Origin of the sequence: Streptomyces typhae, assembly GCF_009755605.1 — a bacterium.
In the GTDB taxonomy this organism is placed as follows: domain Bacteria; phylum Actinomycetota; class Actinomycetes; order Streptomycetales; family Streptomycetaceae; genus Streptomyces; species Streptomyces typhae.
Genome location: NZ_WPNZ01000023.1, coordinates 105,181 through 131,494, shown reverse-complemented (window position 1 = coordinate 131,494; position 26,314 = coordinate 105,181). Strand labels below are relative to the sequence as shown.

24 protein-coding genes are annotated in these 26,314 nt (G+C 70.7%); 11 read left to right on the top strand and 13 right to left on the bottom strand.

Features of this window, described 5'->3' with window-relative positions; translation table 11 throughout:
- Positions 1-24: 24 nt before the first annotated feature.
- Entirely contained in the window at positions 25-477 is a 453-nt protein-coding gene (locus GPA10_RS32715) for a hypothetical protein (RefSeq protein WP_157168609.1), read from the bottom strand.
- Positions 478-905: 428 nt separating this feature from the next.
- Between GPA10_RS32715 and GPA10_RS32710 the strand changes: the two genes are divergently transcribed.
- The 6 genes from GPA10_RS32710 (at position 906) to GPA10_RS32685 (ending at position 5,893) form a co-directional block, all read left to right on the top strand.
- Positions 906-1,664: a GntR family transcriptional regulator gene (locus GPA10_RS32710; RefSeq protein ID WP_157168608.1), complete on the top strand. Its 759-nt coding sequence runs from the start codon at positions 906-908 to the stop codon at positions 1,662-1,664.
- Positions 1,661-2,338, top strand: a complete 678-nt coding sequence (locus tag GPA10_RS32705) for a P-loop nucleotide/nucleoside kinase family protein (protein ID WP_343041583.1) — start codon at positions 1,661-1,663, stop codon at positions 2,336-2,338. The genes GPA10_RS32710 and GPA10_RS32705 overlap by 4 nt, the downstream gene beginning before the upstream one ends.
- Positions 2,339-3,002: 664 nt before the next feature.
- On the top strand, positions 3,003-3,182 hold the full coding sequence (locus tag GPA10_RS32700; protein WP_058849922.1) for a hypothetical protein: 180 nt from the start codon (positions 3,003-3,005) through the stop codon (positions 3,180-3,182).
- 150 nt (positions 3,183-3,332) lie between these two features.
- On the top strand, positions 3,333-3,626 hold the full coding sequence (locus GPA10_RS32695; RefSeq protein WP_058849923.1) for a Dabb family protein: 294 nt from the start codon (positions 3,333-3,335) through the stop codon (positions 3,624-3,626).
- Positions 3,627-3,844: 218 nt separating this feature from the next.
- On the top strand, positions 3,845-4,777 hold the full coding sequence (locus GPA10_RS32690; RefSeq protein ID WP_058849924.1) for an RNA polymerase sigma factor SigF: 933 nt from the start codon (positions 3,845-3,847) through the stop codon (positions 4,775-4,777).
- Between the two features lie 243 nt (positions 4,778-5,020).
- The gene (locus tag GPA10_RS32685; protein ID WP_058849925.1) at positions 5,021-5,893 is read left to right on the top strand and encodes an RNA polymerase sigma factor SigF; all 873 of its coding nucleotides are present in this window, start codon (positions 5,021-5,023) and stop codon (positions 5,891-5,893) included.
- 231 nt (positions 5,894-6,124) lie between these two features.
- On the opposite strand, the gene GPA10_RS32680 is transcribed toward GPA10_RS32685, so the two are convergent.
- A complete protein-coding gene (locus tag GPA10_RS32680; RefSeq protein ID WP_058849926.1) occupies positions 6,125-6,343 on the bottom strand; it encodes a hypothetical protein in 219 nt (72 codons plus the stop codon).
- Between the two features lie 181 nt (positions 6,344-6,524).
- On the opposite strand from GPA10_RS32680, the gene GPA10_RS32675 reads away from it, so the two are divergent.
- The 3 genes from GPA10_RS32675 (at position 6,525) to GPA10_RS32665 (ending at position 10,706) form a co-directional block, all read left to right on the top strand.
- Positions 6,525-7,019, top strand: coding sequence for a MarR family winged helix-turn-helix transcriptional regulator (locus GPA10_RS32675; RefSeq protein ID WP_343041582.1), 495 nt, complete (start codon positions 6,525-6,527; stop codon positions 7,017-7,019).
- A 119-nt stretch (positions 7,020-7,138) separates the two neighbouring features.
- Positions 7,139-9,643, top strand: a complete 2,505-nt coding sequence (locus GPA10_RS32670) for an MFS transporter (protein WP_157168651.1) — start codon at positions 7,139-7,141, stop codon at positions 9,641-9,643.
- Between the two features lie 235 nt (positions 9,644-9,878).
- Positions 9,879-10,706, top strand: coding sequence for a YceI family protein (locus GPA10_RS32665; protein ID WP_343041581.1), 828 nt, complete (start codon positions 9,879-9,881; stop codon positions 10,704-10,706).
- A gap of 39 nt (positions 10,707-10,745) precedes the next feature.
- On the opposite strand, the gene GPA10_RS32660 is transcribed toward GPA10_RS32665, so the two are convergent.
- The 9 genes from GPA10_RS32660 to GPA10_RS32615 all read right to left on the bottom strand — a co-directional run bounded on the left by GPA10_RS32660 (position 10,746) and on the right by GPA10_RS32615 (position 22,344).
- A complete protein-coding gene (locus tag GPA10_RS32660; RefSeq protein WP_157168607.1) occupies positions 10,746-11,570 on the bottom strand; it encodes a TetR/AcrR family transcriptional regulator in 825 nt (274 codons plus the stop codon).
- A gap of 171 nt (positions 11,571-11,741) precedes the next feature.
- On the bottom strand, positions 11,742-13,286 hold the full coding sequence (locus GPA10_RS32655) for an MFS transporter (RefSeq protein ID WP_157168606.1): 1,545 nt from the start codon (positions 13,284-13,286) through the stop codon (positions 11,742-11,744).
- Positions 13,287-13,380: 94 nt separating this feature from the next.
- Positions 13,381-15,642, bottom strand: a complete 2,262-nt coding sequence (locus tag GPA10_RS32650) for an ArnT family glycosyltransferase (RefSeq protein ID WP_157168605.1) — start codon at positions 15,640-15,642, stop codon at positions 13,381-13,383.
- The gene (locus GPA10_RS32645) at positions 15,639-17,000 is read right to left on the bottom strand and encodes a bifunctional glycosyltransferase family 2/GtrA family protein (protein WP_157168604.1); all 1,362 of its coding nucleotides are present in this window, start codon (positions 16,998-17,000) and stop codon (positions 15,639-15,641) included. The genes GPA10_RS32650 and GPA10_RS32645 overlap by 4 nt, the downstream gene beginning before the upstream one ends.
- A 134-nt stretch (positions 17,001-17,134) precedes the next feature.
- Positions 17,135-18,724, bottom strand: a complete 1,590-nt coding sequence (locus GPA10_RS32640; protein ID WP_425505853.1) for a sensor histidine kinase — start codon at positions 18,722-18,724, stop codon at positions 17,135-17,137.
- 164 nt (positions 18,725-18,888) lie between these two features.
- The gene (locus GPA10_RS32635; RefSeq protein WP_058849932.1) at positions 18,889-19,635 is read right to left on the bottom strand and encodes a response regulator transcription factor; all 747 of its coding nucleotides are present in this window, start codon (positions 19,633-19,635) and stop codon (positions 18,889-18,891) included.
- A gap of 93 nt (positions 19,636-19,728) precedes the next feature.
- Positions 19,729-20,664 carry an amidohydrolase family protein gene (locus tag GPA10_RS32630; RefSeq protein ID WP_157168603.1) on the bottom strand — a complete coding sequence of 312 codons (936 nt, stop codon included), beginning with the start codon at positions 20,662-20,664 and terminating at the stop codon, positions 19,729-19,731.
- Complete coding sequence (locus GPA10_RS42985) at positions 20,657-21,175, bottom strand: antibiotic biosynthesis monooxygenase family protein (RefSeq protein WP_246260216.1); 519 nt, start codon at positions 21,173-21,175, stop codon at positions 20,657-20,659. Before GPA10_RS42985 ends, GPA10_RS32630 begins: the two co-directional genes overlap by 8 nt.
- Before the next feature lie 155 nt (positions 21,176-21,330).
- On the bottom strand, positions 21,331-22,344 hold the full coding sequence (locus tag GPA10_RS32615) for a DUF2797 domain-containing protein (protein WP_198351773.1): 1,014 nt from the start codon (positions 22,342-22,344) through the stop codon (positions 21,331-21,333).
- A 155-nt stretch (positions 22,345-22,499) separates the two neighbouring features.
- Here GPA10_RS32615 and GPA10_RS32610 point away from each other — a divergent pair, with 155 nt between their 5' ends.
- A complete protein-coding gene (locus GPA10_RS32610) occupies positions 22,500-23,420 on the top strand; it encodes an MOSC domain-containing protein (protein ID WP_157168601.1) in 921 nt (306 codons plus the stop codon).
- Positions 23,421-23,984: 564 nt separating this feature from the next.
- Here GPA10_RS32610 and GPA10_RS32605 read toward each other — a convergent pair.
- Together GPA10_RS32605 and GPA10_RS32600 are read right to left on the bottom strand one after the other, a co-directional pair.
- Positions 23,985-24,455: an NUDIX domain-containing protein gene (locus GPA10_RS32605; protein ID WP_157168600.1), complete on the bottom strand. Its 471-nt coding sequence runs from the start codon at positions 24,453-24,455 to the stop codon at positions 23,985-23,987.
- 2 nt (positions 24,456-24,457) lie between these two features.
- Positions 24,458-25,204 (bottom strand): XRE family transcriptional regulator, encoded by a 747-nt coding sequence (locus GPA10_RS32600; protein WP_157168599.1) that lies wholly within the window; start codon positions 25,202-25,204, stop codon positions 24,458-24,460.
- A 592-nt stretch (positions 25,205-25,796) separates the two neighbouring features.
- On the opposite strand from GPA10_RS32600, the gene GPA10_RS32595 reads away from it, so the two are divergent.
- Positions 25,797-26,099, top strand: a complete 303-nt coding sequence (locus GPA10_RS32595; RefSeq protein ID WP_343041580.1) for a hypothetical protein — start codon at positions 25,797-25,799, stop codon at positions 26,097-26,099.
- The last annotated feature ends 215 nt before the right edge of the window (positions 26,100-26,314 follow it).

The window sequence follows — 26,314 nt, the reverse complement described above, 5'->3', positions numbered from 1 at the left end:
TGCGCGCCGTTGAGGTGATGAAGGTCAGGCGTAGATGTGCCGGGCACCGGCCACGCGCAGCGCGGTGTGTGCCTGACGGGCCCGCAGGCCTGCCGCGTCCAGCTCACTGGCCGGTACGTCGCCGACAGCCATCGCGGCATCCACCGCTTCCTGCGCGATGGCGAGAAGGTCGCTGTCCTGCGTGGTCATGAACAGGGTGTCCATCGCGCTGGTGACAGCGGAGCGGGCCGCGTACCGGGCCCGCCGCGCCTCGACGGTGTCGGCCACACCGTCCCGGCGGGCCACGATCTTCAAGTACTGCTGCTCACGGTGGCGGACCAGCGCGGACAGCAGCGCCGGGACGGCGGTAGCCAGTGCCTTACGGCGCTGCTCTGCCATCGCCGTGCGGGCGGTGCGGGTGGTGCTCAGGTGCTGCATGAAACCGGCGACAACGGCCCCGGCCAGAGTGCCGAGAACCGCGATCAGCGTTGCAGTCATGAGGACTCCCAAAGGATGAAAGGAGCGCGTTCCGGCTCCCCTCAGCGCTGCTCGTACGAGACGAGCAACGGAGGCAACCGGCCGCAGCGAGAGCCGCGGAGAGGCTGACGTGCGCTATGCCGCACACGGGACAGGACCCGTGCGCGCCCGCCCACTTGCAGAGGTGGGGCGGGATTCCCTCAGGACCCATCGACCATCCGTGTACAGATGGCTGAGTCCGCACGCTGTTGAGTTCTCAAGGACCGACAACTCCCCGGTGGGCGCGGTAACCCCTAAGGGCTCCCGTTCGCACGGGACACACCGAGTGCTGCCACCCGCTAGTCCAAGAACGGACCGGCGGTCACATCCCTAAGGTTCCCTAGGGTTCCCTGCGGTGTCAAGCAGTAAGCTAGGGAACCTCAGGGATGTGACGAGAAGGAGCAAGCGAAATGGCAGGTCACGCCGACAATCGGGCTCCGTACGCGAAAATCGCTGCCCACTACTCCGAGCGGATTGCGTCCAGACAGCTACAGCCGGGAGACCTCCTGCCGAGCATCAAGAACCTCTCGGAAGAGTGGAAGGTGAGCACGGCGACAGCGGAGAAAGCGCTCCGCAAGCTGCGCAACGACGGGCTTGTCCGTGGCATCCACGGCATTGGCACTGAGGTCCTGGAGCAGCACGCCCCGATGTCGTCGGGGGCTCAGCGTCAGGACCGGGGACGCCGCACCGGTTCGAGCTGGGGAGCGGGCGAGCGGTCCGACTCGCACCAGGCGGCCGTGGTCCCCGCGCCCGACGAAGTGGCGCAGGCTCTGGATATCCAGCCCGGTTCCGACGTGGTCCGCCGTAGCCGCGTGTACAGGGACCGGCACGGGATCGTCGCCCACAGCACATCGTGGATTCCCGCGCGGTACGGGAAGCTGATCCCGCAGCTAGCAGCGAGCGAGCGACTGACGGGGGGAACCTCGCTTCAGCTCATCGCTCAGGCAACCGGCCACCCGATCAGCCACCGCGTCGACACAGCGTCGGCCTGTCGAGTGACGCCGGAACACGCCAGGCTCCTCGAACTCGACCCTGACCATCTGCCTACAGAACCGGTAGTCATGATGACTGCGAAGTTCGTCGACTCCGAGGGCAACATCGTGGAGTACGGCGTAGACCTCGGCGGGCCCGGCCGAAGCTGGCGCACAGAATCGGAGGTATCCACGTGACGGTCGCGGATGACACCCTTGTGCACGTGCTCGAAGACCGACTCGATGCACTGCTTGCGGCCCGCAGGGCGGGCACCGTCACGCCTGAGGCCGAAGCCGAGATAGCCGTTATCTGCCGGACCATGACGAGGCCTATGCCCGCGCGCCCTCCCTTTTGCGTCCTGATGGCCGGACTTCCCGGCTCCGGCAAGACGACCCTTTCCCGCGCGCTCACCACCCGTGGATTCGTACGCCTGTGCCCTGACGAAGAGATGTTCCGCCGACACGGCGTCTATGGGGTGGACTTTCCCCGGGGCGTCTTCCCCACCCTTGAGCGGCCGGTTCTGGAGGACGTGGCCAGCGAACTTCGGGAGCACCTCAAGGCCGGGCGGGACGTCGTCGTTGACCATGGCTTCTGGACCCCTGAGGATCGGGCGAGATGGCAGGTCATAGCGCAGGACTCCGGCGCCACCTCCGTACTCGTCTATCTCGCGGCCACTCACGACGAGCTTTGGGCGAGGATCAGCAAGCGCAACGAGTTCCACGCGAACGATCCCAATTCGATCTACTTCGCCGAAAGCGACCTACAGCGGTACCGCACCCGGTTCGTTCCTCCGGGGGCCGACGAGCCGCACTTGCTGTACGACGGCGACTCAGCTCCCGTGCTCGCAGCTCTTGACGAATCTCGCCCGTGAGGAGCGGTCGAACGTGCTGGTCAGGGCCGGAGCGCCCCGTCTCAGTTTCCGTCTCATTCATCCCCGTCCAAAGCCGTTCACAGCGGTTCGCGCGGCGAGGGTCCGTACGGGGATGAACGAGGTTGAACGGCCCCGGCCCACCCTCTCACCAGCATGAACAGACCTCGAAAGCGAGTGTGGCGCAAGTCACCGAGGGTTCAAATCCCTCCGCTACCGCTCAGATAGAGGAAGGGCCCCGTCCGATGGACGGGGCCCTTCCTCTATCTGCTCCTCTATCTGCAAAAGCTCTGGACGGGGGAAGCGACATCGGGGGACAGCCGCTTCCCCCGATGAGGACCGAACTCTCAAGTCGGCGCCGTCACCGGGGGAAGAGGACGGCGCGGACTCCGCAGTGGAGACCGGTCCCGGGCCCGTGGATTCCTGCCGGATCCGACGGGCCCGATCCCCATCCTGCTCGGTGCGGCACGGCGGAAAGGCAGGCGAAGGGCCCGTGCCGCCGGGTCATTGGTCCCTAAAAACCTGGTGAAACCTGGTGAGTTCGCGCCACGTTAGACTCGCCCGGCACAGACGGAGCAGAAGGCACACGGCACACGGCAGCGGCGGCAGCGGCACACGGCAGCAGGCACACGGGTGCGGACATGAGCGGGCACGGGGAGGCCACAGCGTGAAGGACCCGAAGAAGATCGTTCTCTTTCTGCTCGTGGTGTTCGTGCTCTACGTGATCATCACGGACCCGGAGAAGGCCGCCGACTACGTCCAGGTAGGGTTCGAGGGCATTTCGGACGGTGCCAAGGCCATCGGCGACTTCATGACCTGGGTGGCCAACGGCGGCAAGGACGACTGACCGAACTGAACGACCCGTACGACCTGACCGACCCGTACGACCTGAACGACCTGTACGACCTGAACGACCTGTACGACCTGACCGACGGAACCGACGGGACCGGCTCGACCGGCCCGGTCGGCCCGATCGGGCCGACCGCTGGGAGCCCCCGTGATCCGCCATCTGGTCCTCTTCAAGCTCAACGACGGCGTCGAGCGCGACGAACCGCGCGTGGCAGCCGCCGTCAAGGCCTTCGAGGAGCTCGGCGGGATCGTTCCCGAGCTGCGGTTCTGGGAGTGCGCCTGGAACATCTCCGAGCGCCCCATCGCGTACGACTACGCCATCAACTCGGCCGTCGACGACGCCGATGCGCTGACGCGCTACCTGGAGCACCCGGCCCACCAGGCGGGCGTCGCGCTGTGGCGCGAGTTCGCCACGTGGGTGATCGCCGACTACGAGTTCTGAGGGCGTCCCCGCACCGCCCCGACACAGCCCCGCACCGCGCCGGTGCGGGGCTTTCGCGCATCGTGCGCCCAACTTGCCGGTCAACACGGAATTTCAGGGTGCTTGCACACAGTGCACATGTCTTGTGATGCTATGACCGCTTTTGACGGATGAGTTGACCGAGTGCGACCGGGCTTGACTGGGATCGACTGAGCTCTGCCGGACTCGCGGGAGAAGGGGTGGCGTTGACCGTGCCGGCCAGTTCTGCGCCCGAAGCACCACCCGCCCAGGCCGCCGAGGCGGCAACCGCCCCGGGAAGCGAGGCCCCGCCCGCCCAGGCCGCGCCGGCCGACGGAGCACCGCGCACCGCACCGGCCGGGGCGCCACCGCGCGCCAAGGCCCCGAGCACCCGCGGCGCCGACACCCGCGCCCTCACCCAGGTCCTGTTCGGCCAGCTCAAGCAGCTCGAGCCGGGCAGCGCCGAGCACGGCAGGGTGCGCGGCGCCCTCATCGAGGCGAACCTGCCGCTGGTGCGGTACGCGGCGGCCCGCTTCCGCAGCCGCAACGAGCCGATGGAGGACGTCGTCCAGGTCGGCACCATCGGCCTGATCAACGCCATCGACCGCTTCGACCCGGACCGGGGCGTGCAGTTCCCCACCTTCGCCATGCCCACGGTCGTCGGCGAGATCAAGCGGTACTTCCGCGACAACGTGCGCACGGTCCACGTACCGCGGCGGCTGCACGAGCTCTGGGTGCAGGTCACCGGCGCCACCGAGGACCTGACCACGTCGTTCGGGCGCTCCCCGTCGACCGCGGAGATCGCCGAGCGGCTGCGGATCACCGAGGAGGAGGTGCTCTCCTGCATCGAGGCCGGGCGTTCGTACCACGCGACGTCCCTGGAGGCCGCGCAGGAGGGCGACGGGCTGCCCGGCCTGGTCGACCGGCTCGGGTACGAGGACCCGGCCCTCGACGGCGTCGAGCACCGCGACCTCGTACGCCATCTGCTCGTCCAACTGCCCGAGCGCGAACAGCGGATCCTGCTGCTCCGCTACTACAGCAATCTGACGCAGTCCCAGATCAGCGCGGAATTGGGCGTTTCCCAGATGCATGTGTCACGACTGCTGGCCAGAAGCTTCGCTCGGCTTCGGTCCGCAAATCGGATCGAGGCGTAACCGTATCGGGTGGAACGGCCTTTTGGCCGTTACCGACGGAGTCGCGGCAGAAAAAGTCCCAGACCCCCTCTTTCCTGCACGGATGTCACCCTCACTTGTCGACAAGTCACTACAGCGTGTTGCCGACATGTGACATTCTGCTGGAACAGCGTTTGCCGGGGCCTCGCCGCCGGTATTCAGGTGGAGGCTGCGTTCCCTCGGAGGAGCGTCGGCCGCGACCGTCCGCGACCTCAAGGGGGTGGCATGTCCGCAGACCAGGGCAGCTCGAAGGTGCTCACGCTCACGCTCGAAGACAGCGAGAGCGGATCAGCGCCCGACGCGCTTCACGGTTCCGAGGCCACGGCGGCCCCGGAAGCCATCGACACCCGCACCCTGTCCCGCTCCCTCTTCCTGCGGCTCGCGACGCTCGCTCAGGACAGTCCCGAGCGCGCCTACGTCAGAGACACCCTCATCGAGCTCAACCTCCCCCTCGTGCGCTACGCGGCGGCCCGCTTCCGCAGTCGCAACGAACCGATGGAGGACATCGTCCAGGTCGGCACCATCGGCCTGATCAAGGCGATCGACCGATTCGACTGCGAACGCGGTGTGGAGTTCCCGACGTTCGCGATGCCGACCGTCGTCGGTGAGATCAAGCGCTTCTTCCGGGACACCAGTTGGTCCGTGCGCGTGCCGCGCCGGCTCCAGGAGCTGCGGCTCGCCCTGACGAAGGCCAGCGACGACCTGGCCCAGCGCCTGGACCGCTCGCCCACGGTGCCCGAACTGGCCGCCGTGCTCGGTGTGTCCGAGGAGGACGTGGTCGACGGCCTCGCCGTCGGCAACGCGTACACCGCCTCGTCCCTGGACTCGCCCGCGCCCGAGGACGACGGCGGCGAGGGCTCCCTCGCGGACCGGCTCGGGTACGAGGACACCGCCCTGGAGGGCGTCGAGTACCGCGAGTCCCTGAAGCCCCTGCTCGCCAAGCTGCCGCCGCGCGAACGCCGCATCATCATGCTGCGGTTCTTCGCCAACATGACGCAGTCGCAGATCGGCGAAGAGGTCGGCATCTCGCAGATGCACGTGTCCCGGCTGCTCACGCGGACGCTGGCGCAGCTGCGGGAAGGGCTCATCGCGGACTGAGCCGCCCCCCTGCCGAACCGGTCCCGGTCGGTCAGGTTCCTTTCCGCTGCCCTGATTCCCCAACACCGTTGGCCCCTCGGGGCGTTCGGGCAGCGTCACCCTCGGTACGCACATCATCGGCGGCCTCGGCGCGGACCGCGGGACGATCGGGTCCGCGCCGAGGCCGCCGATGATGTGCGGTGGAAGTAACCGCCGTGGCGAAGGAGTAGCGGAACCGACCTGGCGGAAGGGCTACTTCAGCGCGAGCCAGGCGACCGCCGCGACGATCACGACGCCGACGATCACGCCGAGGATCACGCCGATGCGCGGGCCCGCCGGGGCCGCCGCCTGCCGCTGCTGGGCGCGGCCGCCCTGCGGCGGCTCGTCGACGAAGGCGCGGAACATCTGGGTGGAGCCCGCCGGGTCGTGCTGGCCCTCGGGGCCCTGGGGGGCATGGGGGTTGTGTGCCATGAATCAGGACCCTAGCGAATCCCCCGCGCCCGGCCCAACCCCCGCTGACCGGCGACTTTACATCCGGCGGCGGAGACTTTTGCCAGCCCTTTAGGCCTTTCCTCCGAATTTAGTTTGCCTGCGGCAACCAACTGCTTCTATGGTTGCCCTAAGCAACGAATAAGTGGTGAGGGTGGGTGCCGTGGCCGCACAGCGTGAGTACGAGGAGCTGGCCCGCCAGCTCAGCGCGATCGGCGCCGTGAAGCGCGGCCTCGGCCGGGGCCTGCCCGCCGACTGTCCGGGCGGCTCCGCCGCCGTGCTCACGCTCCTGCAGCGCCACGGCGAGATGCGGATGAGCAGGCTCGCGGAGCTGCTCGCCGTCGACATGTCCGTGACCAGCAGGCATGTGGCGCACGTCGCCGAGCGCGGCTGGATCGACCGGGCCCCCGACCCGGCGGACCGGCGCTCGCGCATCCTGCGGCTCACCCCGGCGGGCGAGGCCAAGTTGGCGGAGCTGTCCGAGCTGTCCATGCGGACCCTCGCCCACTACCTGCACGACTGGTCCGACGACGACGTCGGCCGGCTCAGCTCGCTGCTCGGGCGCCTGCGCACCAGCTTCGGGGACTGCCGCGCGGCTTCGGCCCGGCTCCCCGGGCCGCCGCACGCGACCGAGGAAACAACCCGTACACCCGCGTAAGTACCAGGAACAGGAAAAGGAATCCCATGGCAACATCCACACCGTCCGGTGTGCGGGGCAGCCATGCCAAGCACGGAGCGCACGGCGCGCACGGCGGCCGTGGCGCCGACGGTGCCCCGATGACGCACCGGCAGATCATGGAGGCCCTCTCCGGCCTCCTGCTCGGCATGTTCGTCGCGATCCTGTCGTCGACGATCGTCTCCAACGCCCTGCCCGAGATCATCGGCGACCTCGGGGGCGGCCAGTCCGCCTACACCTGGGTCGTCACCGCCGCGCTGCTCTCGATGACGGCGAGCACCCCGCTGTGGGGCAAGCTCTCCGACCTGTTCAGCAAGAAGACGCTCGTCCAGATAGCCCTGGTGATCTTCGTGCTCGGATCGGCCGCGGCCGGTCTGTCGCAGAACGCCGGGATGCTGATCGCCTGCCGTGTGGTGCAGGGCATCGGCGTCGGCGGTCTGTCGGCGCTCGCCCAGATCGTGATGGCCGCGATGATCTCCCCGCGTGAGCGCGGGCGTTACTCCGGCTACCTCGGCGCGACCTTCGCCGTCGCCACCGTCGGCGGCCCGCTGCTCGGCGGCGTCATCACCGACACCTCCTGGCTCGGCTGGCGCTGGTGCTTCTACGTCGGTGTGCCGTTCGCGGTCATCGCCCTGATCGTGCTCCAGAAGACCCTGAAGCTGCCCGTCGTGAAGCGCGAGGTCAAGGTCGACTGGGGCGGCGCGTTCTTCATCACCGCCGCCGTCTCGCTGCTCCTGGTCTGGGTGACCTTCGCGGGCTCCGGCTCCGGCAAGAAGTACGACTGGCTGTCCACGCAGTCGTATCTGATGGTGGGCGGCTCGATCGTCCTCGGCCTGCTGTTCCTGCTCGTCGAGTCCAAGGCGCGCGAGCCGATCATCCCGCTGCGCCTGTTCCGCAACCGGACCATCGCGCTCGCCTCGGTCGCCTCGCTGTTCGTCGGTGTCGCGATGTTCGCGGGCACCGTGTTCTTCAGCCAGTACTTCCAGCTCGCGCGCGGCAAGTCGCCGACGATGTCGGGCGTCATGACGATCCCGATGATCGCGGGCCTGTTCGTCTCGTCGACCGTCTCGGGCCAGCTCATCACCAAGACGGGCAGGTGGAAGTCCTGGCTGGTCAGCGGCGGCGTGCTGCTCACCGCCGGTCTGGGTCTGCTCGGCACCATGCGGTACGACACCCCGTACTGGCACATCGCCGGCTACATGCTCCTGATGGGCCTCGGCATCGGCATGATGATGCAGAACCTGGTCCTGTGCACGCAGAACCAGGTCGCGCCCGAGGACATCGGTGCCGCCAGCTCCGTCGTCACCTTCTTCCGGTCGCTCGGTGGCGCGGTGGGCGTCTCCGCGCTCGGCGCCGTGATGGCGACGCGCATCAGCGACTACGTCAAGGACGGCCTCGCCGACCTCGGCCCGAAGGGTGCCGCGGCGGGTCACGGCGGCACCGGCGGGGGCGGCATCCCGGACCTGGACGCGCTGCCCGCGCCGTTCAGGACCGTAATGGAGAGCGCCTACGGCCACGGCATCGCGGACGTGTTCCTGATCGCCGCGCCCATCGCGTTCCTCGCGTTCCTGGTGACCCTGTTCATCAAGGAGGTGCCGCTGCGTACGGCGGGCGCCCTCGCACAGGCCGCGGAGACCTCCGCCGCCCCGGTGTCCGCCGAGGCCACCGCCACCGCGACCCCCACGGCCACCGGCGCCCCGGTCGACGACGAGCCCGTGCTCGCCTCCGTGGCCGCGCGCACCGAGCCCGCGCCCGGGACCGGGCCCGCGGGCACGCAGCGGCTCGCCGCCGTGGCGTCCGTCGCCGGTTCCGGTGCCGCGCCCGCGCAGGCGTCCGGCGGCGGAGTGCCGGTGACCGGGTACGTGCGCGGTGCCGAGAGCGCGCCCGTGCCGCGGGCCGCCGTGACGCTGATCTCGCTCGGCGGGCAGCAGCTCGGCCGGTCCGTCGCGCAGGGCGACGGCTCGTACTCCCTGGCCGCCCCCGGCGCGGGCTCGTACGTCCTCATCGCCTCCGCCGACGGCTTCCAGCCGCAGGCCTCCACCGTCGTCGTCGGCACCGAGCCGCTCGGGTACGACCTGCTCCTGAGCGGTACGAGCGGGCTCACCGGATCGGTGCGCACCGCGGACGCCAAGCTGCCCGTCGCGGGCGCCATGGTGGTCGTCACCGACGTGCGCGGCGACGTGCTCGCCACCGGCGCCTCCGGTGAGCAGGGCGACTTCGCCTTCACCGAGCTGGTGCCCGGGCCCGTGACCGTCGCTGTGAACGCGGCGGGGCACCGGCCGGTGGCGCTGCCCGTCGAGGTCTCCGCCGTGGGGGTCACCCGCGTCGAGGTCGAGCTGCGCTCCGGTACGCGGGTGCTCGGCACCGTGCGGGCCGCGGGCGGTCCGCTGAACGGCGCCCGGGTCACCCTCGTGGACGCGGCCGGGAACGTGGTGGCCTCCGCCACGACCGGTACGGACGGCGAGTACGCCTTCACGGACCTGGACGGCGGCGAGTACACGGTCATCGCGACCGGCTACCCGCCCGTGGCCACCAGCCTGTCCGTGGCCGGTGACAGCGGCGTCGTCGAAGGCCACGACATCGAACTCGCCCACCCCGGCGAGTGACCGACCCCGCCCCGGGGCCGCGCTTTGAGCGGACGCGGCCCGGGGGCGGTGTGTAGGGCCCCCGGAACGGTGGCGACACGACGGCAGGGGACGGCCGGTCGTCACCGCCGGGGGCCGCTTTTCTTGTGGATCCCGTTTTTCCTGTGGATCCCGTTTTCTTATGGATCCCGTTTTCCTATGGATTCCGTGTCTTTCGGATCTTGTGGATCTTGGACTTGTACGAGGAGTGGGCAGCGTGGGACTCAGTGGACGCATCAGGACCCGGGACGGGTGGGCCGTGCCGCATGCCGTCGTGACGGTCACGGACATGACGGGTGCGCAGGTGCTGCGGGCCGGGGTCGACGGTGACGGCGTGGTGCGGGACGCCACGGAGCTGGTGCCCGGCCCCTACACCGTCATCGTCACCGCGGTCGGGTACGCGCCCGCCGCCGCCACCGCCCTCGTCACGGCGAGCGGGCGGGCCGAGGTCGGCACCGTGGTGCTCGCCCGCGCCGGCGGCACCGAACTGCCGCCGCCGGGACCGTGGACCATCGACCCCGTCCACTCGACCGTGGCCGCCGTCGCCCAGCACCTGGGGATCTCCAGCGTGCGGGGCCGGTTCGGCGAGTTCTCGGGGCGCATCGAGATCGCGCGGGACACCGGTGACCTGGAGAAGTCGCGGGTCGACGCGGTGATCCGGTCGGCGTCCGTCGACACCGGCAACGCCCTGCGGGACGGGCACCTGAAGTCCGCGGACTTCCTGGACGTGGAGACGTACCCGGAGATCACCTACCGGTCGTCGGGCCTCGAACCGGCGGGCACCGACCGGTGGACGGTGCACGGCGAACTCGGCATGCACGGCGTCGTGCACCCCGTGGACCTGGACCTGGCCTACCTCGGCACCGGCGCCGACCCGTGGGGCGGCACCCGGGCTGCGTTCCGCGCCACCGCCGAGCTGCGCCGCGAGGACTTCGCCATGAACTACAACCAGGTGCTCCAGGCGGGCATCTCGGCCATCGGCACGACGCTGCGGGTGGAGCTGGACATCCAGGCGGTGCAGGGGGAGAGCCTGCCGCAGATGTAGGGAGCGGTGCCGGGCCTCAGGGCCCGGCTGCCGCGGGTCTCAGGGCCTCGCGCCGGTCCCGGGGTCCTGCGTCGCGGGCGGGGTCAGCGGGCGGTCGGGGTCCAGGAGGGCCTCGATGCCCGCGATCATCAGGTCCAGGGCGATCGTGAAGTCCCGTGCCCACATCTGGCTGACGGTGCCCTCGCTGCGGGAGTCCATGAGTTCCTGGGCCGACCGCACCGCCTCGTTCGTGGCCAGTTCCTCGTTGACGCTGCCGACCGCGTCCCGGAAGTACTCGTCCTGGGTCATCCCGGCCGCCGCGCACCGGGCGAGGAAGTGCCCCTCGATGGTCCCGAACCCGTACACGAACTGGAACACCGCGGCGATGGCGCCGTTCCTGCGGTAGGGCGACAACCCGGTGTTGCCGACGGCCTGCTGGATGGCGAGGGAGAACCGCAGCCAGTTGGGGCCGATGTTCAGGAACTGGCCGACCAGGGGCGACACCCAGGGGTGGCGGACGAGGAGCTCCCGGTAGCCGTCGGCGAGTTCGCGCAGCTGTTCGCGCCATCTCTCCGGTTCGGACGTGGTGTCGGGCAGCCGCACCTCCACGCACACCGCGTCGAGCGCGAGCTCAAGGAGGTCGTCCTTGGTGTCCACGTACCAGTACACGGACATCGCTGTGACGTCGAGCTCCGCCGCGAGCCTGCGCATGGAGAACTTGGCGAGCCCCTCGGCGTCCAGGAGCCGGACCGTGGCCGCGGTGATGCGGTCGCGGTCGAGGCCGGTCGGCTGGTCGCCCCTGCGGGAGGTGGAGCGGCGGGCCTTGCCCTCCAGCCAGACGCTCGTGCGCGCCGCTCGCTTCGCGCGGTCGGCTGCCTTCGCCATGGCGCACGCACCTTCCTGGTCCTGAACGGATATTTGCCTCCCCGGAGGGACGGATGCCTGGTTCCCCGGAGGGGCGGGTCGCTGATCCCCGGAGGGGATGCCTGATCCTCCGGAGGGGCGGGCGGTCCGGAAAGTCCCGGTCCGCCCGCCCCCGATGCTATGCCGACGCGGCTACCCGGTGGTCTTCTCCGTGGCGTCCTCCGGCTGCGCCGGGCGCTGCCGGGAGTCTGCCCGCTCCGCCCGCCACAGCAACGCCGCGGCCAGCGCGCCACCGAGGAACAGGGCCACCGCGCCGACGAGCTGGGACGTCTCCAGGCCGGAGGAGAACGCGTCCGCGATGCGCTCCCGCTCGCCCGCCGACTGAGCCGCCGCCATGGCCGCGGGGAACGACGCCGCGGACACCGTGACCAGGGCCGAGAAGCGGGAGTTCAGGACCGCGCCGAGCACCGCCACGCCGAGGCCGTTGCCGAACTCGGCGAGGGTGCCGTTGATGCCCGCGCCCACGCCCGCCTTCTCCGGCGGGATCGCGCTCATGATGGCGTTGGCCATCGCGGGCATGGCGAACGCGATGCCCGCGCCCATCAGGACCAGGCCGACGAACATGCCCGAGTAGTCGTGGCCGCCGAAGGAGGCGACCACGGCGAGGCCGCCCGCCAGCATCGTCATGCCGGTCAGGATCGTCAGCGGCGTGCCCAGCTTGGCGTGCACCTTCGCGCCGATGCCCACCAGGTTCAGCAGGACGACGGTCGCGGCGAGCGGCGCCGTGCGCAGACCCGCCTCGAGAGGTTCGTACCCGAGGACGAACTGGAGGTGCTGGGTGAGCAGATAGAGCGAGCCGCCGAGGCCGAACGCCACCAGGATCGCGCCCGTCACCGCGCCGATGAAGCGCTTGTTCTGGAAGAAGTGCATGTCCAGCATCGGGTACGGGGCGCGCAGCTCCCACAGCGCGAACAGCGCGAGGACACCCGCGCCGACCCCCGCCGCGACCAGGACCTGCGCCGACGTCCAGCCGTGCTCGGGCCCCGAGATGATCGCGTACACCACCGACGCCATGCCGATGGTCGAGAGCAGCGCGCCGAGCAGGTCGGGGCGGTCGCCCTGCGGATTCTTGGACTCGGGCACCATCCGCACCACCGCGACCACGCCGATCAGCGCCACCGGGATGTTGATCAGGAAGATCGAGCCCCACCAGAAGTGGTTGAGCATGAAGCCGCCGAGCAGCGGGCCCGCGGCGAAGCCGAGGGAGTTGACGGTCGCCCAGAGGCCGATCGCCTTGACCCGCTCGGCGTCGTCGAAGAGCTGCACCACGACCGCGAGGGTCGTCGTCATCAGCAGCGCACCGCCTATGCCCATCCCGGCGCGCGCCGCGATGAGCTGCGCCGAGGTCTGGGAAAGCCCGGCCACCAGCGAGCCGATGCCGAACAGGACCAGGCCCGCGGTGAGCAGTTTCTTGCGCCCGTACCGGTCGGCCGCGCTGCCCGCGGTGAGCAGCAGGCCCGACTGGACCAGCGAGTACGCGTTGATCATCCACTGGATGTCGGACGTCGACGCGTCGAGCTCCTCTGTGAGCGAGGGGATCGCGACGCTCAGGACGGTGTTGTCGAGCAGCACGGTGAGCTGGGCGAGGCAGATGACGCCCAGGATCAGCCAGCGCTGCGGGTGGCGGCCGCTCGGGTCGGCGGCCGCACCGGGGCTGTCGGCGGTGGTCACCGTCATCGGACCCCTCCTCTTCTACGGTGTAAGTCAACGTCTGCCTTACACCGTAGAGGAAGTCCCATACGCTGTACAGCTGATTTTTGGCGGGGTCGCGTCAGGCCCGGTCGCCGGTGCTCTTCGTGCTGGGCTCCGTCAGGTCGTAGAAGGTGGCGTCGCCCGCCGTGACCTCGGTGAAGTTCTCCGCCACCCACGACCTGATCCGGGACGCCTCGCCCTCGCCGCCAGGACCGAGGCCGCCACCAGGGCCGCCGCCCATGCCGCCCGCGACGAAGTAGTGGATTCTGCCGTCCGCCACCAGGCCCTTGAACTGGGCGAGGGTGGGCGACGGGTCGCTGCCGTTGAAGCCGCCGATCGCCATCACCGGCTTGCCGGTGGCGAGCTGGTAACTGGCGGCGTTCTGCGCGCCCACGGCCGCGGCGGCCCAGGTGTGGTCCTCCGCGTTCCGCTCCAGGAGGCGCTTGGCCGCCGTGCCGACGCGGGCGCCGTCGAGGAGACCGCCCATGCCGCCGCCTCGGCGACCGGGGCCGGGTCCGCGTTCGGGGGTTTGGCCGTTGGGCTGTCGGCCGTTGGGGGTTTGGCCGTTGGGCTGCCGGCCGTTGGGGGTTTGGCCGTTGGGAGTTCGGGCATCGGGCTGCCGGCCGTTGGGGGACCGGCCCTGTTGGTTGCCCGTGGGCGGGGCGGCGCCGTCCTGGCCATTGCCCGGGGCCTGGCCCTTCCCCGGGGCCTGGCCCCGGCCCGGACCGCCGGGACCGATGATCATCATCCCGCCGGGCGCCGGGCGTCCGGCCGCCGCGGGTCCCGCCGTCACGATCGAGCCGGTGTGCGCGCTGTCCACCGTGGACAGCGTGTACGCGACCGGGCCCGCGAGGGACGCCGCGAGGCCGAGCCCCATGGCCGTCAGGGCGAGCGGTCGCCCGAGGCGCGCCGTGAGGAGCAGCCCCACCGCTCCCGCGAGCCCGGCCACCAGGACGGCCCTCCGCAGCCAGGGCAGGTGGTCCGGGGTCCTGGCGAGGAGTTCGTGGGCCCACCAGGCCGTGACCGCGGCGGTGCCGCCGAGCGTCACGCCCGCCCACCACTTGGCGCGCTCCTCCCACAGGACGGTCGCGCCCATGCCGACGAGCGCCGCGATGTAGGGGGCGAGGGCGACCGTGTAGTACTCGTGGAAGATCCCGGCCATGAAGCTGAAGACGGCCGCGGTCATCAGGAGCGCGCCGCCCCACGCCACGAACGCCGCCCGCGCGGTGTCCGTACGGCGCGCGCGCCACGTCACGACAAGGCCCGCGACCAGGAGCAGCAGAGCCGCCGGGAGCAGCCAGGAGATCTGGCCCCCGACCTGGGAGTTGAACATCCGGTCGAGACCGCTCTCGCCCCACCGGCCGCCCCCGCCCCCGGGGCCGCCGCCGGGCCCCGCGCCGCGCGGGTAGCCGCCGCCCTCGATGACGAGGCCGCCGCCGACGCTGCCCGCCTCGTCGCCGTTGATGCGGCCGAGGCCGTTGTAGCCGAAGGTCAGCTCCAGGAAGGAGTTGTGCTGGGAGCCGCCGATGTAGGGGCGTGAGGAGGCGGGCCACAGTTCGACGGCGGCGACCCACCAGCCGCCCGCGGCGACCATCGCCCCGGTGGCGAGCGCGAGTTGGCCGAGCCTGCGGCGCAGCGGTGTCGGCGCGCACACCGCGTACAGGACCGCGAGCGGCGGCAGGATCAGGAACGCCTGGAGCGTCTTGGTGAGGAACGCGAGTCCGACCGCGACGCCCGCCCACACCAGCCACTTGGTGCGGGCGTGCTCCAGGGCGCGCAGGACGCAGTACACGGTGACGGTCATCAAGAGCGTGAGCAGCGCGTCGGGGTTGTTGAAGCGGAACATCAACGCGGCGACCGGCGTGAGCGCGAGCACGGCGCCCGCGAGCAGTCCGGCGACGGCGCCGAAGCGTCGTCGTACGGCGGCGTACAGCACCGCGACCGTCGCGACGCCGAACAGCGCCTGCGGCAGCAGGATCGCCCACGCGTTCAGGCCGAGGAGCCGCACGGACAGGGCCATCGGCCACAGCGCGGCCGGTGGCTTGTCGACGGTGATGGAGTTGCCCGCGTCGAGGGACCCGAAGAACAGCGCCTTCCAGCTCTGGCTGCCGGCCTGCGCGGCGGCGGAGTAGAAGGAGTTGGCGTAGCCGGACGCGGCGAGGTCGTAGACGTAGAGCACGGCCGTGGCCAGGAGCAGCCCGAGGAAGGCGGGCCGCACCCAGCGGGCGTCGTCGGCGCGGCCGCGCCACAGCCGGGCGAGGAGCCCGGCGGCCAGCAGGCCGCCGCGCCGGGTTCGGGGTCCCGCGAGGCTGGGGGCGGCGGGTGGCGGGGCGGTGGTCATCGGGGAGTCCTAGGGTCGTGGGGGTCGCTCGGCCCCGGTGGTTCGGTCGCGCGCGTGCGGTCCGGGAAGACCCAGGAGCGCAGGAGCAGGAAGCGCAGGACGGTCGCCGCGAGGTTGGCGACGACGAGGACGGCCAGCTCCGCGCTGTGCGCGGGGTGTCGCGTGGCCGCGTCGAGGGCGGCGAGGGAGCCGCTGGTCAGGGCCAGGCCGATGGCGAACACGAGCAGACCCTGCGCCTGGTGGCGGACGGCGCGGTCCCGGCCGCGGACACCGAAGGTGAGACGGCGGTTGGCCGCCGTGTTGGCGACGGCGGAGACCAGGAGCGCCGCCGCGTTGGCGGCCTGCGACCCCGTGAACGTACGGAAACCGGAGTACAGGAGCAGATAGAAGAGCGTGGAGAGGACGCCGACCGCGCAGAAGCCGACGAGCTGGCGGGCGAGTCCGCCCGGCACGCCGGGCAGCGCGCGGTCGCGCGGGTCGTCACCGAAGGGGCGCGCGAGCCGATCGAGGGGGAGCGCGCCCACGGCGAGGGCGCGCCCGACGCGCCAGACGCCCTTCAGGTCCTCGGCCGCCGTACGGAGGATGTGCACCGTCGAGTCCGGGTCGTCGACCCAGTCGACGGGCACCTCGTGGATGCGCAGACCCGCCCGTTCGGCGAGGACGAGCATCTCGGTGTCGAAGAACCAGCCGGTGTCCTCGACCAGCGGCAGCAACTCCCGCGCCACGTCCCCCCTGATCGCCTTGAACCCGCACTGCGCGTCGGAGAAGCGGGCGTGCAGCGAGCCGCGCAGGATGAGGTTGTACGTCCGCGACACGAACTCCCGCTTGGGTCCGCGCACCACGCGCGACGCGCGGGCGAGCCGGGAGCCGATCGCGAGGTCGGAGTGTCCTGAGATCAGCGGTGCGACGAGCGGGAGCAGCGCGTTCAGGTCCGTGGACAGGTCCACGTCCATGTACGCGAGCACGGGCGCGTCGGACGCGGACCAGACGGCACGCAGTGCGCGGCCGCGGCCCTTGTCCTCCAGGCGTACGTACGTCACGTCGGGGACGCGGGCGGCGAGCCCGGCCCCGATGCGGGGTGTGGCGTCGGTGGAGGCGTTGTCGGCGATGGTGACGCGGAAGCGGTAGGGGAAGGTCCGCGTGAGGTGGTCGTGCAGCCGGCACACGGACGGCGCCAGGTCCTTCTCCTCGTTGTGGACCGGGATGACGATGTCGAGGACGGAGTCGACGGGGTCCTTCGGTGTGTCGCGAGGGCCGCTGTGCGTCTGCGGGGCCTGTACCGGCAGGTGGGCCCGGGTCGGCAGCTGGGCTCGGACCGGCGGGGCGCCCGACGGCCCCGGGGAAGCGTCGGTTGGCATGGTGCCGACGCTCGTCGGCGGCGCTGTCAGGGCTGTGTGGTGGTGCTGTGGTGCGACTGTGAGTCATGGGGCCGCACTCGCGTACGGGTGCTGTCCCCTACGGGGATGTTGTCCGTTACAGGGGTGCTGTCCCCTTACGGGGGCGGGGGTGCCGTCTCCTCGTACGGAGACGGGCACGACGTCGCTTCGTACGCGGGCAGCCGTACCGCGAACACCGTCCTGCCGGGCTCGCTGGTGACCGTCACGGTGCCGTCGTGCGCGGTCACGACCGCGTGCACGATGGCGAGGCCGAGGCCCGTGGAGCCGTGGGCGCGCGAGCGCGAGGTGTCGCCGCGCGCGAACCGTTCGAAGACGTGCGGGCGCAGCTCCGGCGCGATGCCGGGCCCGTCGTCCACGACGTCGAGGCCGACCCGGGTGCCGTGGCGGCGCACCCGCACGGTGACGGTGGTGCCCGGCGGGGTGTGGGTGCGGGCGTTGGCGAGGAGGTTGGCGAGGACCTGATGGACGCGGGCGCGGTCGGCGAGGACCGGCGCCGGGTCGTCGTCGGGGAGCTCCAGGCGCCAGCCGTGGTCGGGGCCCGCGGCGCGGGCGTCGCTCAGGACGTCGACGACGAGCGGCGCGAGGTCGACGGGCTCGCGGTCCAGCGGGCGTGCCGTGCCGCTCCCGCGGCCCGCGTCGAGCCGGGCGAGCAGCAGCATGTCCTCGACGAGGCCGGTCATGCGGGCGGCCTCGGACTCGATGCGGCCGAGGGCGTGCCGGGTGTCGGGCCCGGCCTCCTCGCCGCCGCGGCGCGTCAGCTCGGCGTATCCGCGGATGGACGCGAGCGGGGTGCGCAGCTCGTGGCTCGCGTCGGCGACGAACCGGCGCGCCCGCGTCTCGCTGTGCTGGCGTGCGCGCAGCGCCGCGTGCACGTGGTCCAGCATCCGGTTGAGCGCGGCACCGACCTGGCCGACCTCGGTGCGCGCGTCGGCCTCGGCCTCGGGGACGCGCTCGTACAGGGCCACTTCGCCGCTGTGCAGGGGGATCTCGGAGACCCGGCCGGCAGTGGCGGCGACGCGGCGCAGCGGGCGCAGGGCCACGCCGACCATGGCGGCGCCCGCGAAGGAGGCGGCGACCAGACCGGCCGCGGTGACACTGACCTCGGTGACGACGAGCGTGCGCAGGGTGGTGCCGACCTTGGTGGTGGGCAGGCCGACGAGGTAGTCGCCGTTCACGCCGGTGGCGTACTGGACGCGGTACTCGCCGAGGCCGGGGACGTCCACGCTGTGCGGCTCGCCGTCACGGGACACGGAGGCGAGGGCGGCGAGCTGGTCGGAGTCGAGCGCCACGGCGACGGCGCCCGGGGTCACTCCGGCCACGTCGTTCTCGGCGCTCACGGAGCCCGCGCCGACCGTGCCGCCGTCGTCGACGACGGCGCCGATGGTGCCGATCTCCTGGGGGCCGATGGTGACGAAGCGCAGGGGGCCGCCGCTGTTGCCCGGGACGAGGACGGGCGGGGTGCCGGTGACGCCGTCACCAGGCTTGCCGTCACCGGTTCTGCCGTCACCGGTCTTGCCGTCGCTGGGCTTGAGGAAGCGGCGTGCGCGGGGGTCCGGCAGCCCGTCGGCACCCTCCGGGGGCCCGGCGGCGCGCATCGCGACCTGCCCGAGCGCGCCGTCCAGCTGCTCGTACAGGTGCGAGCGCAGGGCGATCGTCGTGACCGTGCCGATGACCGCGCAGACCACGGCGATCAGGGCGACGGCGGAGAGGACGAGGCGGGTGCGGAGCGTACGAGGTGTACGAGGCGTACGAGGTGTACGCGACGTATGAGGTGCACGCGACGTACGAGGCGTACGAGGTGTACGCGACGTACGAGGTGTGCGAGGCGTACGGGTGCCGCAGCGTCGGGTCACGCCGCCAGGACGGCGGGCTTGATGAGATATCCGGCGCCGCGCCGCGTATGGATCATCGGCTCACGGCCCACGTCTATCTTCCGGCGCAGATAGGAGATGTACAGCTCCACGACGTTGGCCTGGCCCCCGAAGTCGTAGCTCCACACCCGGTCGAGGATCTGTGCCTTGCTCAGAACGCGCCGCGGATTGCGCATGAGGTAGCGGAGCAGCTCGAACTCGGTGGCGGTCAGATGGATGGACTCGCCGCCACGCGTCACCTCGTGACTGTCCTCGTCGAGGGTGAGATCGCCGACGGCGAGCACCGACTCGCTGCGGCGGCCGGACGCCCCGGCCCGCCGGATCAGGCCGCGCAGCCGCGCGACGACCTCCTCCAGGCTGAACGGCTTGGTGACGTAGTCGTCGCCGCCTGCGGTGAGTCCGGCGATGCGGTCCTCGACGGCGTCCTTGGCCGTGAGGAAGAGGACCGGTACGTCGGGCAGTTCCCTGCGCAGCCGCCCGAGCACGGACAGCCCGTCCATGTCCGGCAGCATCATGTCGAGCACGACGGCGTCGGGCCGGAAACCGCGCGCGGCCCGTACCGCGCCTGCGCCGTCGCCCGCGCTGCGGATCTCCCAGCCCTCGTAGCGCAGCGCCATGGACAACAGCTCGGTGAGCGACACCTCGTCGTCCACGACGAGCACGCGGACGGGGCTCCCGTCCGGCCTGAGCAGTTCGGTACGCCCCTGGGGCGATGTCGTGGTCATGCCCTCAGCGTCGGGGGCGGCGGTGAGAGCGGGATGGGCCCTGCCTGTGAATTCCCTGAGAAAACCCTCGGGGGCGGTGCGGTCTCCTGTCCCTCAGCCCAGGCCGAAGAGGCGCGCCCCGTTCCCGTGGCACACCGCCCTGAGCCAGTCGTCGCCCAGGTCGAGCCGGGCCAGGGCTTCGAGCTGGTGGACGTACCCGTAGGGGATGTTGGGGAAGTCCGTGCCGAGCAGGACGCGGCCGCCGAGCCCGAGTTCGGCGAGCCGCCCGAGGTCCGCCCGCGGGAACGGCGCCGCCCGCTCGCCGAAGTCCGTGAACGCCATCGTCGTGTCGAGCCGCACCTCCTCGTACCGCTCGGCCAGGTCCAGGAAGTCCGCGTACTCCGGCATCCCCATGTGCGCGACGACGAGCGGCAGCCGCGGATGGCGCGCGAGCAGCCGCGCCACCGGCTCGGGCCCGGTGTGCTTGCCGGGCGCGGGCCCCGACCCGCAGTGCATCACCACCGGGATCCGGGTTTCGGCGAGCAGACCCCAGACGGGGTCGAGCAGCGCGTCGTTCGGGTCGTACGCGCCGACCTGCACATGCGACTTGAACACCCGCGCCCCGGCCGCGACCGCCTCCGGCACATAGCGCGCGGCCTCCGGCTCGGGGAACAGCGTCGCCGTGTGCAGACAGTCCGGCGTCCGCGCGGCGAACTCCGCCGCCCAGCCGTTGAGCCACTCCGCCATGCCCGCCTTGTGCGGGTACAGCATCGACGTGAACGCCCGCACCCCGAACTCCCGCAGCAGGGCGAGGCGCCGCTCCTCGTCGTGCCGGTAGGTGATCGGCCACTTCACGCCCGTGAGCGGGCCGACCGAGTCGAAGTAGTTCCACACCTTGGTGAGGACGCGTTCCGGCATGAAGTGCGTGTGTACGTCGACGAGTCCCGGGAGGCCGAGCCGCCGCCAGAACGCGACGACCTGCGCGGCCTCGTCGCCCTCCCCAGGGGCGCTCTGCTGCTCCGGCCTGTCCGTGCCTCCTTCCTCACCCAAGGCCGTAGCTCCGTTCGACCTTCGCCACGTGCACGACGTAGTCCTCGTACCACTCCTTTCGGCCCCGCGCCCGTGCCTCCCGGTGCTCCGGGTCGCCGCGCCAGGCCGCGATCGCCGCCTCGTCGCGGAAGTACCCGACGGTGATGCCGAGCCCACCCGGCGTCCGCGCCGAGTCCATCCCGAGGAACCCGGGCACGGACCTCACCCGCTCCTCCATACGGTCGGCGGTCGCGCCGTAGTCGTTGTCCCCCTGGGTGCGGAGGGAGCTGAAGACGACGGCGTAGTAGGGAGGGTCGAAGGGTGGTACGGGCCCGCCCGGGGCTCGGCTGTCGCTCACGTCGGCGTCGAGGGGCGCGTCGGCGGTTCTGGTGGGGTCGGCGCTCCTGGTGGCGTCGGCGTTTCTGATGGCACCGGCGGTTCTGGTGGCGTCGGCGTTTCTGATGGCACCGGCGGTTCTGGTGGCGTCGGCGGTTCTGGTGGCACCGGCAGCAGCATCACGTTGATCACTCATGACACATACGGTCGGGTGCGCGCCGATTCCCTGTCCACCCTCCGGCGCCCGATATTGCCGAACGGGCGGCGGGACTTTGCCTTCCGGTCTCCGAAGCCACCGAGTGCGGTCTCAGAAGCCGCCGAGTGCGGTCTCCGAAGTCACCGAGTGCGGTTTCAGAAGAGCCCGCCCTGCACCACGGGTATCTCCCGCACCGGAACGGTCACGCCTTCCGCGACATCTCCGCGCCCGGCGGCGGAAGTGTCGTTCGCGTCCCCGGAAGCGGAGGTGCCGTCGCCCAGGCCGACCAGGCGCCACCCGCTCATCAGCCTGCTGTCGATGACCAGCTCTCGCGCCCCGGCCCTCTGCTCCCGGGCGCCCGCCCCCGCCTCCAGGCGCAGATGCAGATCGGGCCCTGCGGCGGCGGCGAGTGTCCCGGCGACGACGCCGCCGTCGGTCAGCTCACGCACGACCCGCCCGGCGTCGACGAAGCCGCCGGAATCGCCCGAGCCCGGTGGCGGTCCTGACCGCCCGAGCGCGGCGAGCCCGAACACCTCGCCGTGGTCGACGACGCCGCAGGGCAGCCGCTCCAGCGAATCGGGCAAGGCGCCGAGCGCCATCGCCTGCCCGTGGACGCGCGCGATTTCCTCCGCCCGCTCCGCAGCCCCGGGCAGCCGCGCGCGCAGCGCCCGCTTCCGCTCGTACGGAATCCGGTCCGGGACGCCGAGCGCGGTCCGCAGCAGCTCCTCCGTGCGACGGGCGGCCATCAACGGCCCCCGGCCGAGCCAGGTGTAGGCCACGGCGCCCTGCTCCAGGAGGCGCGCGCCGCCCCGCGCGACCCCGGTGATGCCCACCTTCACCAGTCCGGGGCCGAACCAGGCCACGTACACGTGGTACGGGCGGGGGTCGTCGGCGTAGGTGTCCGCCGCGACCGAGTGCGCCCGGTCGACACGCGCGCACTCCTCGCACTGCGCGCGCGTGGCCCGCCCCGGCACCGCCGCACCCGTCGGGCACACCGTCCACCGGCCGCCCCGCCACACCCCGAGGCAGCGCCGCCCGCCCCGGACCCGGAAGGCGATCGGGGCGCCGGCCGACAGGACGCTCTGCCGCTCGCCGCGCCCCGGCGCGTACCACCCGAGGACGGGCCCCGCACCGACCCGCCACCGCACCCCCGTGCACCACCACGTCATGAAACCGAGCATGCCGCACGCCACTGACAAAGCGGAACGGTGACGTCCGTACCGACCGCGCGAGGGGTGGGCCCAATGCCCTTGCGCGTCACGTGCGGTGATTGGTTACCGTCACGGAAGGCAGGGCACGCCGGAACCGCAGGAGGGACCACACCATGGCCGTCGTCGCCGGGTTGTCGTACTACCCCGTGAAGGGCTGCGCGGGAACGGCGGCGAGCGAGGCCGCCCTGACGCCCGCGGGCCTCGCGCACGACCGCAGCTTCATGGTCGTGAGCGAGGAGGGCGGGTACCGGACGCAGCGGCGGGACCCGCGCCTCGCCCTGATCCGCCCGGAGATCACGAGGGACGGAAGCAGACTCACGCTGCGCACGGAGCCCCACGGGCACGTGGAGCACGGCCTCATGGAGCACGGCCTCGTGGAGCACGGCCACATGGGGCACAGCCCCATAAAAGTCGGCACCGAAGTCGCCGGCGAGGTCGACATCGAGGTCGACACAACGGGCGAGCGCCGCCCCGTGGACCTCTTCGGCACCCCGTACACGGGCATAGACCAGGGCGACGCGGCGGCGGAGTGGCTGTCGGAGGTACTCGGCACGCCCAGCAGGCTGGTCCGCGTACCGCCGGAACACGACCGCGCGACGGACGGCGTGACGCCCGGCACGTCCGGCTACGCCGACAGCAGCGCGCTGCACCTGATCTCCCTGGCGACGGTGGACCTCCTGAACGGGAAGATCGTCGAGCGCGGCGGGGAGCCGCTGCCGATGGACCGCTTCCGCCCCAACATCGTCGTGGCGGGCTGGGACGAGCCCCACACGGAGGACCGCGCCCACCACCTCACGATCGGCACGACGGAACTCGGCTACACCAAGGCAGCGATCCGCTGCGCCGTCACCCTGGTGGACCAGACCGCCGGCCACAGAACGGGCCCGGAACCCCTCCGCACCCTCGCCACCTACCGCCGCGCACCCCAGGGCGGCGTCGCCCTGGGCACCAAGTACGCGGTACTGCGCACCGGAAAGCTGTCGGTGGGCGACGAGGTGACGGTATCCACATGGGGCACCCCAGAGGTCCCCTGACCGACGACGCCCAGCCCCAAGAGCCGATCCCCCGATGCCAAGTCAGTTTCCGCAGCAGCTGCTCGAAGGTAGCCCTCCGGGGACATCACCATCCGTTACTGAGATGAGCGGGCGTCTGAAGTCCCTTCCGGCGGCCAGGTCTGATTTGCCCGGCACCACCGTCAGGCCGACAGGCGTCGTATTTACTGTCGTACCGACTGTGCGGAAGTCATCTGTCCGCTACGTTCAGCCTGTGGATTCGGGGGAAGCGTCGATGCCACCGCCTGCGTCGGACCCAGATCGGCAGCAGGGATCAACCTGCGCACATGACAACCACCTGATGACCTGGTAGGCAACTATCTGGAGACTTTTACCCTTACGCCTGAGACTGATGATGGCACAGAAAGCCACAGGGCACAGAATTCCGACCTGCCGATCGACCTGATATTGACAGCGCTCCCGCACTGCGCAGACGAGCAACCTTCCCCAGATCACCGCGGACGTCTAATTTCTAGGAGAGTCGGTATCCTTACTCTCACAACCTAGATGACGCCACAGCCGGACTGGAAATTATCGGCACACTGGTCAGCCGAGAAAAGGGATCTCTCGACGCTCCAGGAAGTGCTGAATCCTGAGTCGCTGAGTATGATGCATCGGCAGTTCTTCTACTTCCTTCGAATCGACAAATTGGAGTTCGGTCGACTCCTCTGAAATCACGAGCCGACCGCCGACGACCCGTGCGGTGAAGCAAACATTGAACTGTCGCCGAACCTCACCGTCCGTGTACTCGATGATATGCCTCGGATCGGTATATGTTCCGACCAAACCCGTGATCTCCACGTCGAGACCGGTCTCTTCCTTGACCTCTCGAACCGCCGCACCGGGCAACGAATCGGCAAGCTCCATGCCGCCGCCCGGTAGCGCCCACAGATCGTTGTCCCGACGGCGCTGGAGCAGGATGCGCCCCTGCTCGTCAGTGACGACCGCCGAGGCCGCGACAACCATGCTGTTCGGCTTCGGTGCGTTCGGGTCGTCGTAGTACTCAGTTCGCGCCATGGTCATTCCTCCTGCTGTACCGGCTCCGCCGTCGCCCACACCGCGTCGAAGCTCTGCCCGTAGGTGTCGAACATGCCGCCTTCGCCGTTACGGCGGAGATGCCATACCGGGGCGCCGTAGGCGTTCGCTCCCCAGACGTGGGCGTTGACAAGTAGCTGGTCATCGGCGCGATACAAGGAGTTGTAAAGCGTCGTGCCGTGGGTCCTCAACTCGATGCCGGGTACCCCGACGAGAGGGCGGTAGTGCATCAGGGCCAGTCGGCACCGGGACTCGATGCCGTGACCGAAACGCTCCTCCTGGCCTCGCGCCTGGACGTTCGAGCTTTCGGCGTCGCCTACCGCGATGCGTACGGTGCAGCCATCGGCCGCTCGTTCGCGCAGTAGATCGTTGAGCCGCGGGTAGGCCTCGTGCAGGAAGACGGCCGCGTAGACCAACACCTCAATCCGCTCGCGGGCCTGCGTCATCAAGTCCACGAACGTGGAGACGGGGATGTCCGCCCGCTGTTCGTAGAGGGCCATTAGTTCCGGGCTGATCCCACGGGCGGCGCGAGCCTGTCGAAGCGCCGGCCAGAGTGCGTGCACGTCTTCTCCTAGAGCTTCGGCCGCCTCCAAGGCTGATGCACGGCGCGGCGTACGGCCCAGGTTCACCCAGCGCTCCACTGACTTGGGATCGACCTCAACTGCCCGTGCGAGGGCGGCGTACGTCCAGCCTCCGGCCGCCATAGCGGCACGCAGCCTCTCGTTCTGCATGAGCTTCTCCCTGGCTGTCGGGACGGCACTAGGGACGTTTTATCCGACTCGGGACGTCCCGAAGTGGGATTTGGCGGTGGTTCCTGGGTCCTGTTCGTTGAGCTGATGCTTCTCCGCATGAGCACGGACGGGTCCGGCTGCTTGCCGAGTGATGCGGCAACACCGGTTCGAAGTCCGTTCGTTCCGTCGGCGAGCAGGAGGCAGAAGTGATCGGCAACGCGGCCTTACGGACCGCCGGCACCGTCGCGGTGGATGAGCGTACCGACAAGCCGGGCATCGTGATGGGCAGTGAGGGTCGGTACGTGCAACTCCGCCCGCCATGGGGCGGCATGGAGTGGGATGTCCCACCTGAGGTACTCCGCCAACCCACCCGAATCGAAACACTGCGGGCCACGGTATCTACGGATGACACAGCGGATCTCGCGTGACTGGGGCCAAACATGTGCCGGCCAGCGAGATGCACGTGGGTACCGACCCTGTGCTCTCGGCCGGCCCCGGCGGCTTCCCACCGTGCGCGTGCCAACGGTGCACGGAGCGATCCGCCGTCGGCTCTGTGGGTGCTGTCGTGATGCGGTGCACACACTGGCGCCGGGTGCCCCTACACCTGGCGCGGGAAGCACGGGCGAGGTTGGCCGCGCAGATCGTGGACAGTGCCGTGCGGTGCCAGTTGTCCGCGCACGGCGGAGCGCACTACGGCCTTCTCGACGATCTCGGCGAGTACGGGACCGCGCTGTGGCTCCGCTGGCAGGAGAAGACCGACGTGGACCTGGTCGTGCTGCCGGACTGTCCGGCGGTCGCCCCAAGTCCCGACGGTGAGGGCTGCTGCCTGTTCGTCGACCACGCCGAGCGGCACACATGGGAAGACACCCTGGCGGAGATCACGCGCACCGGCTGATCACGAGTCCGCGCAGCAGCATGCTCCTCGTCGCACGCCCCGATCCCTGGCCCGGCGAGCGTACCCGCCCTCGCACACCTCGCAACGAGAGCTGCAGAGCTGCGGCGGCAGCGGCACCAACTCGTCCGGCAAGTCCTGCGGCACCTGCGGCGGCCTCGGCGAGATCAACTGCTGCATCGGTCTCGGAGTACACGCATGCCGTCACGTTCCATGAC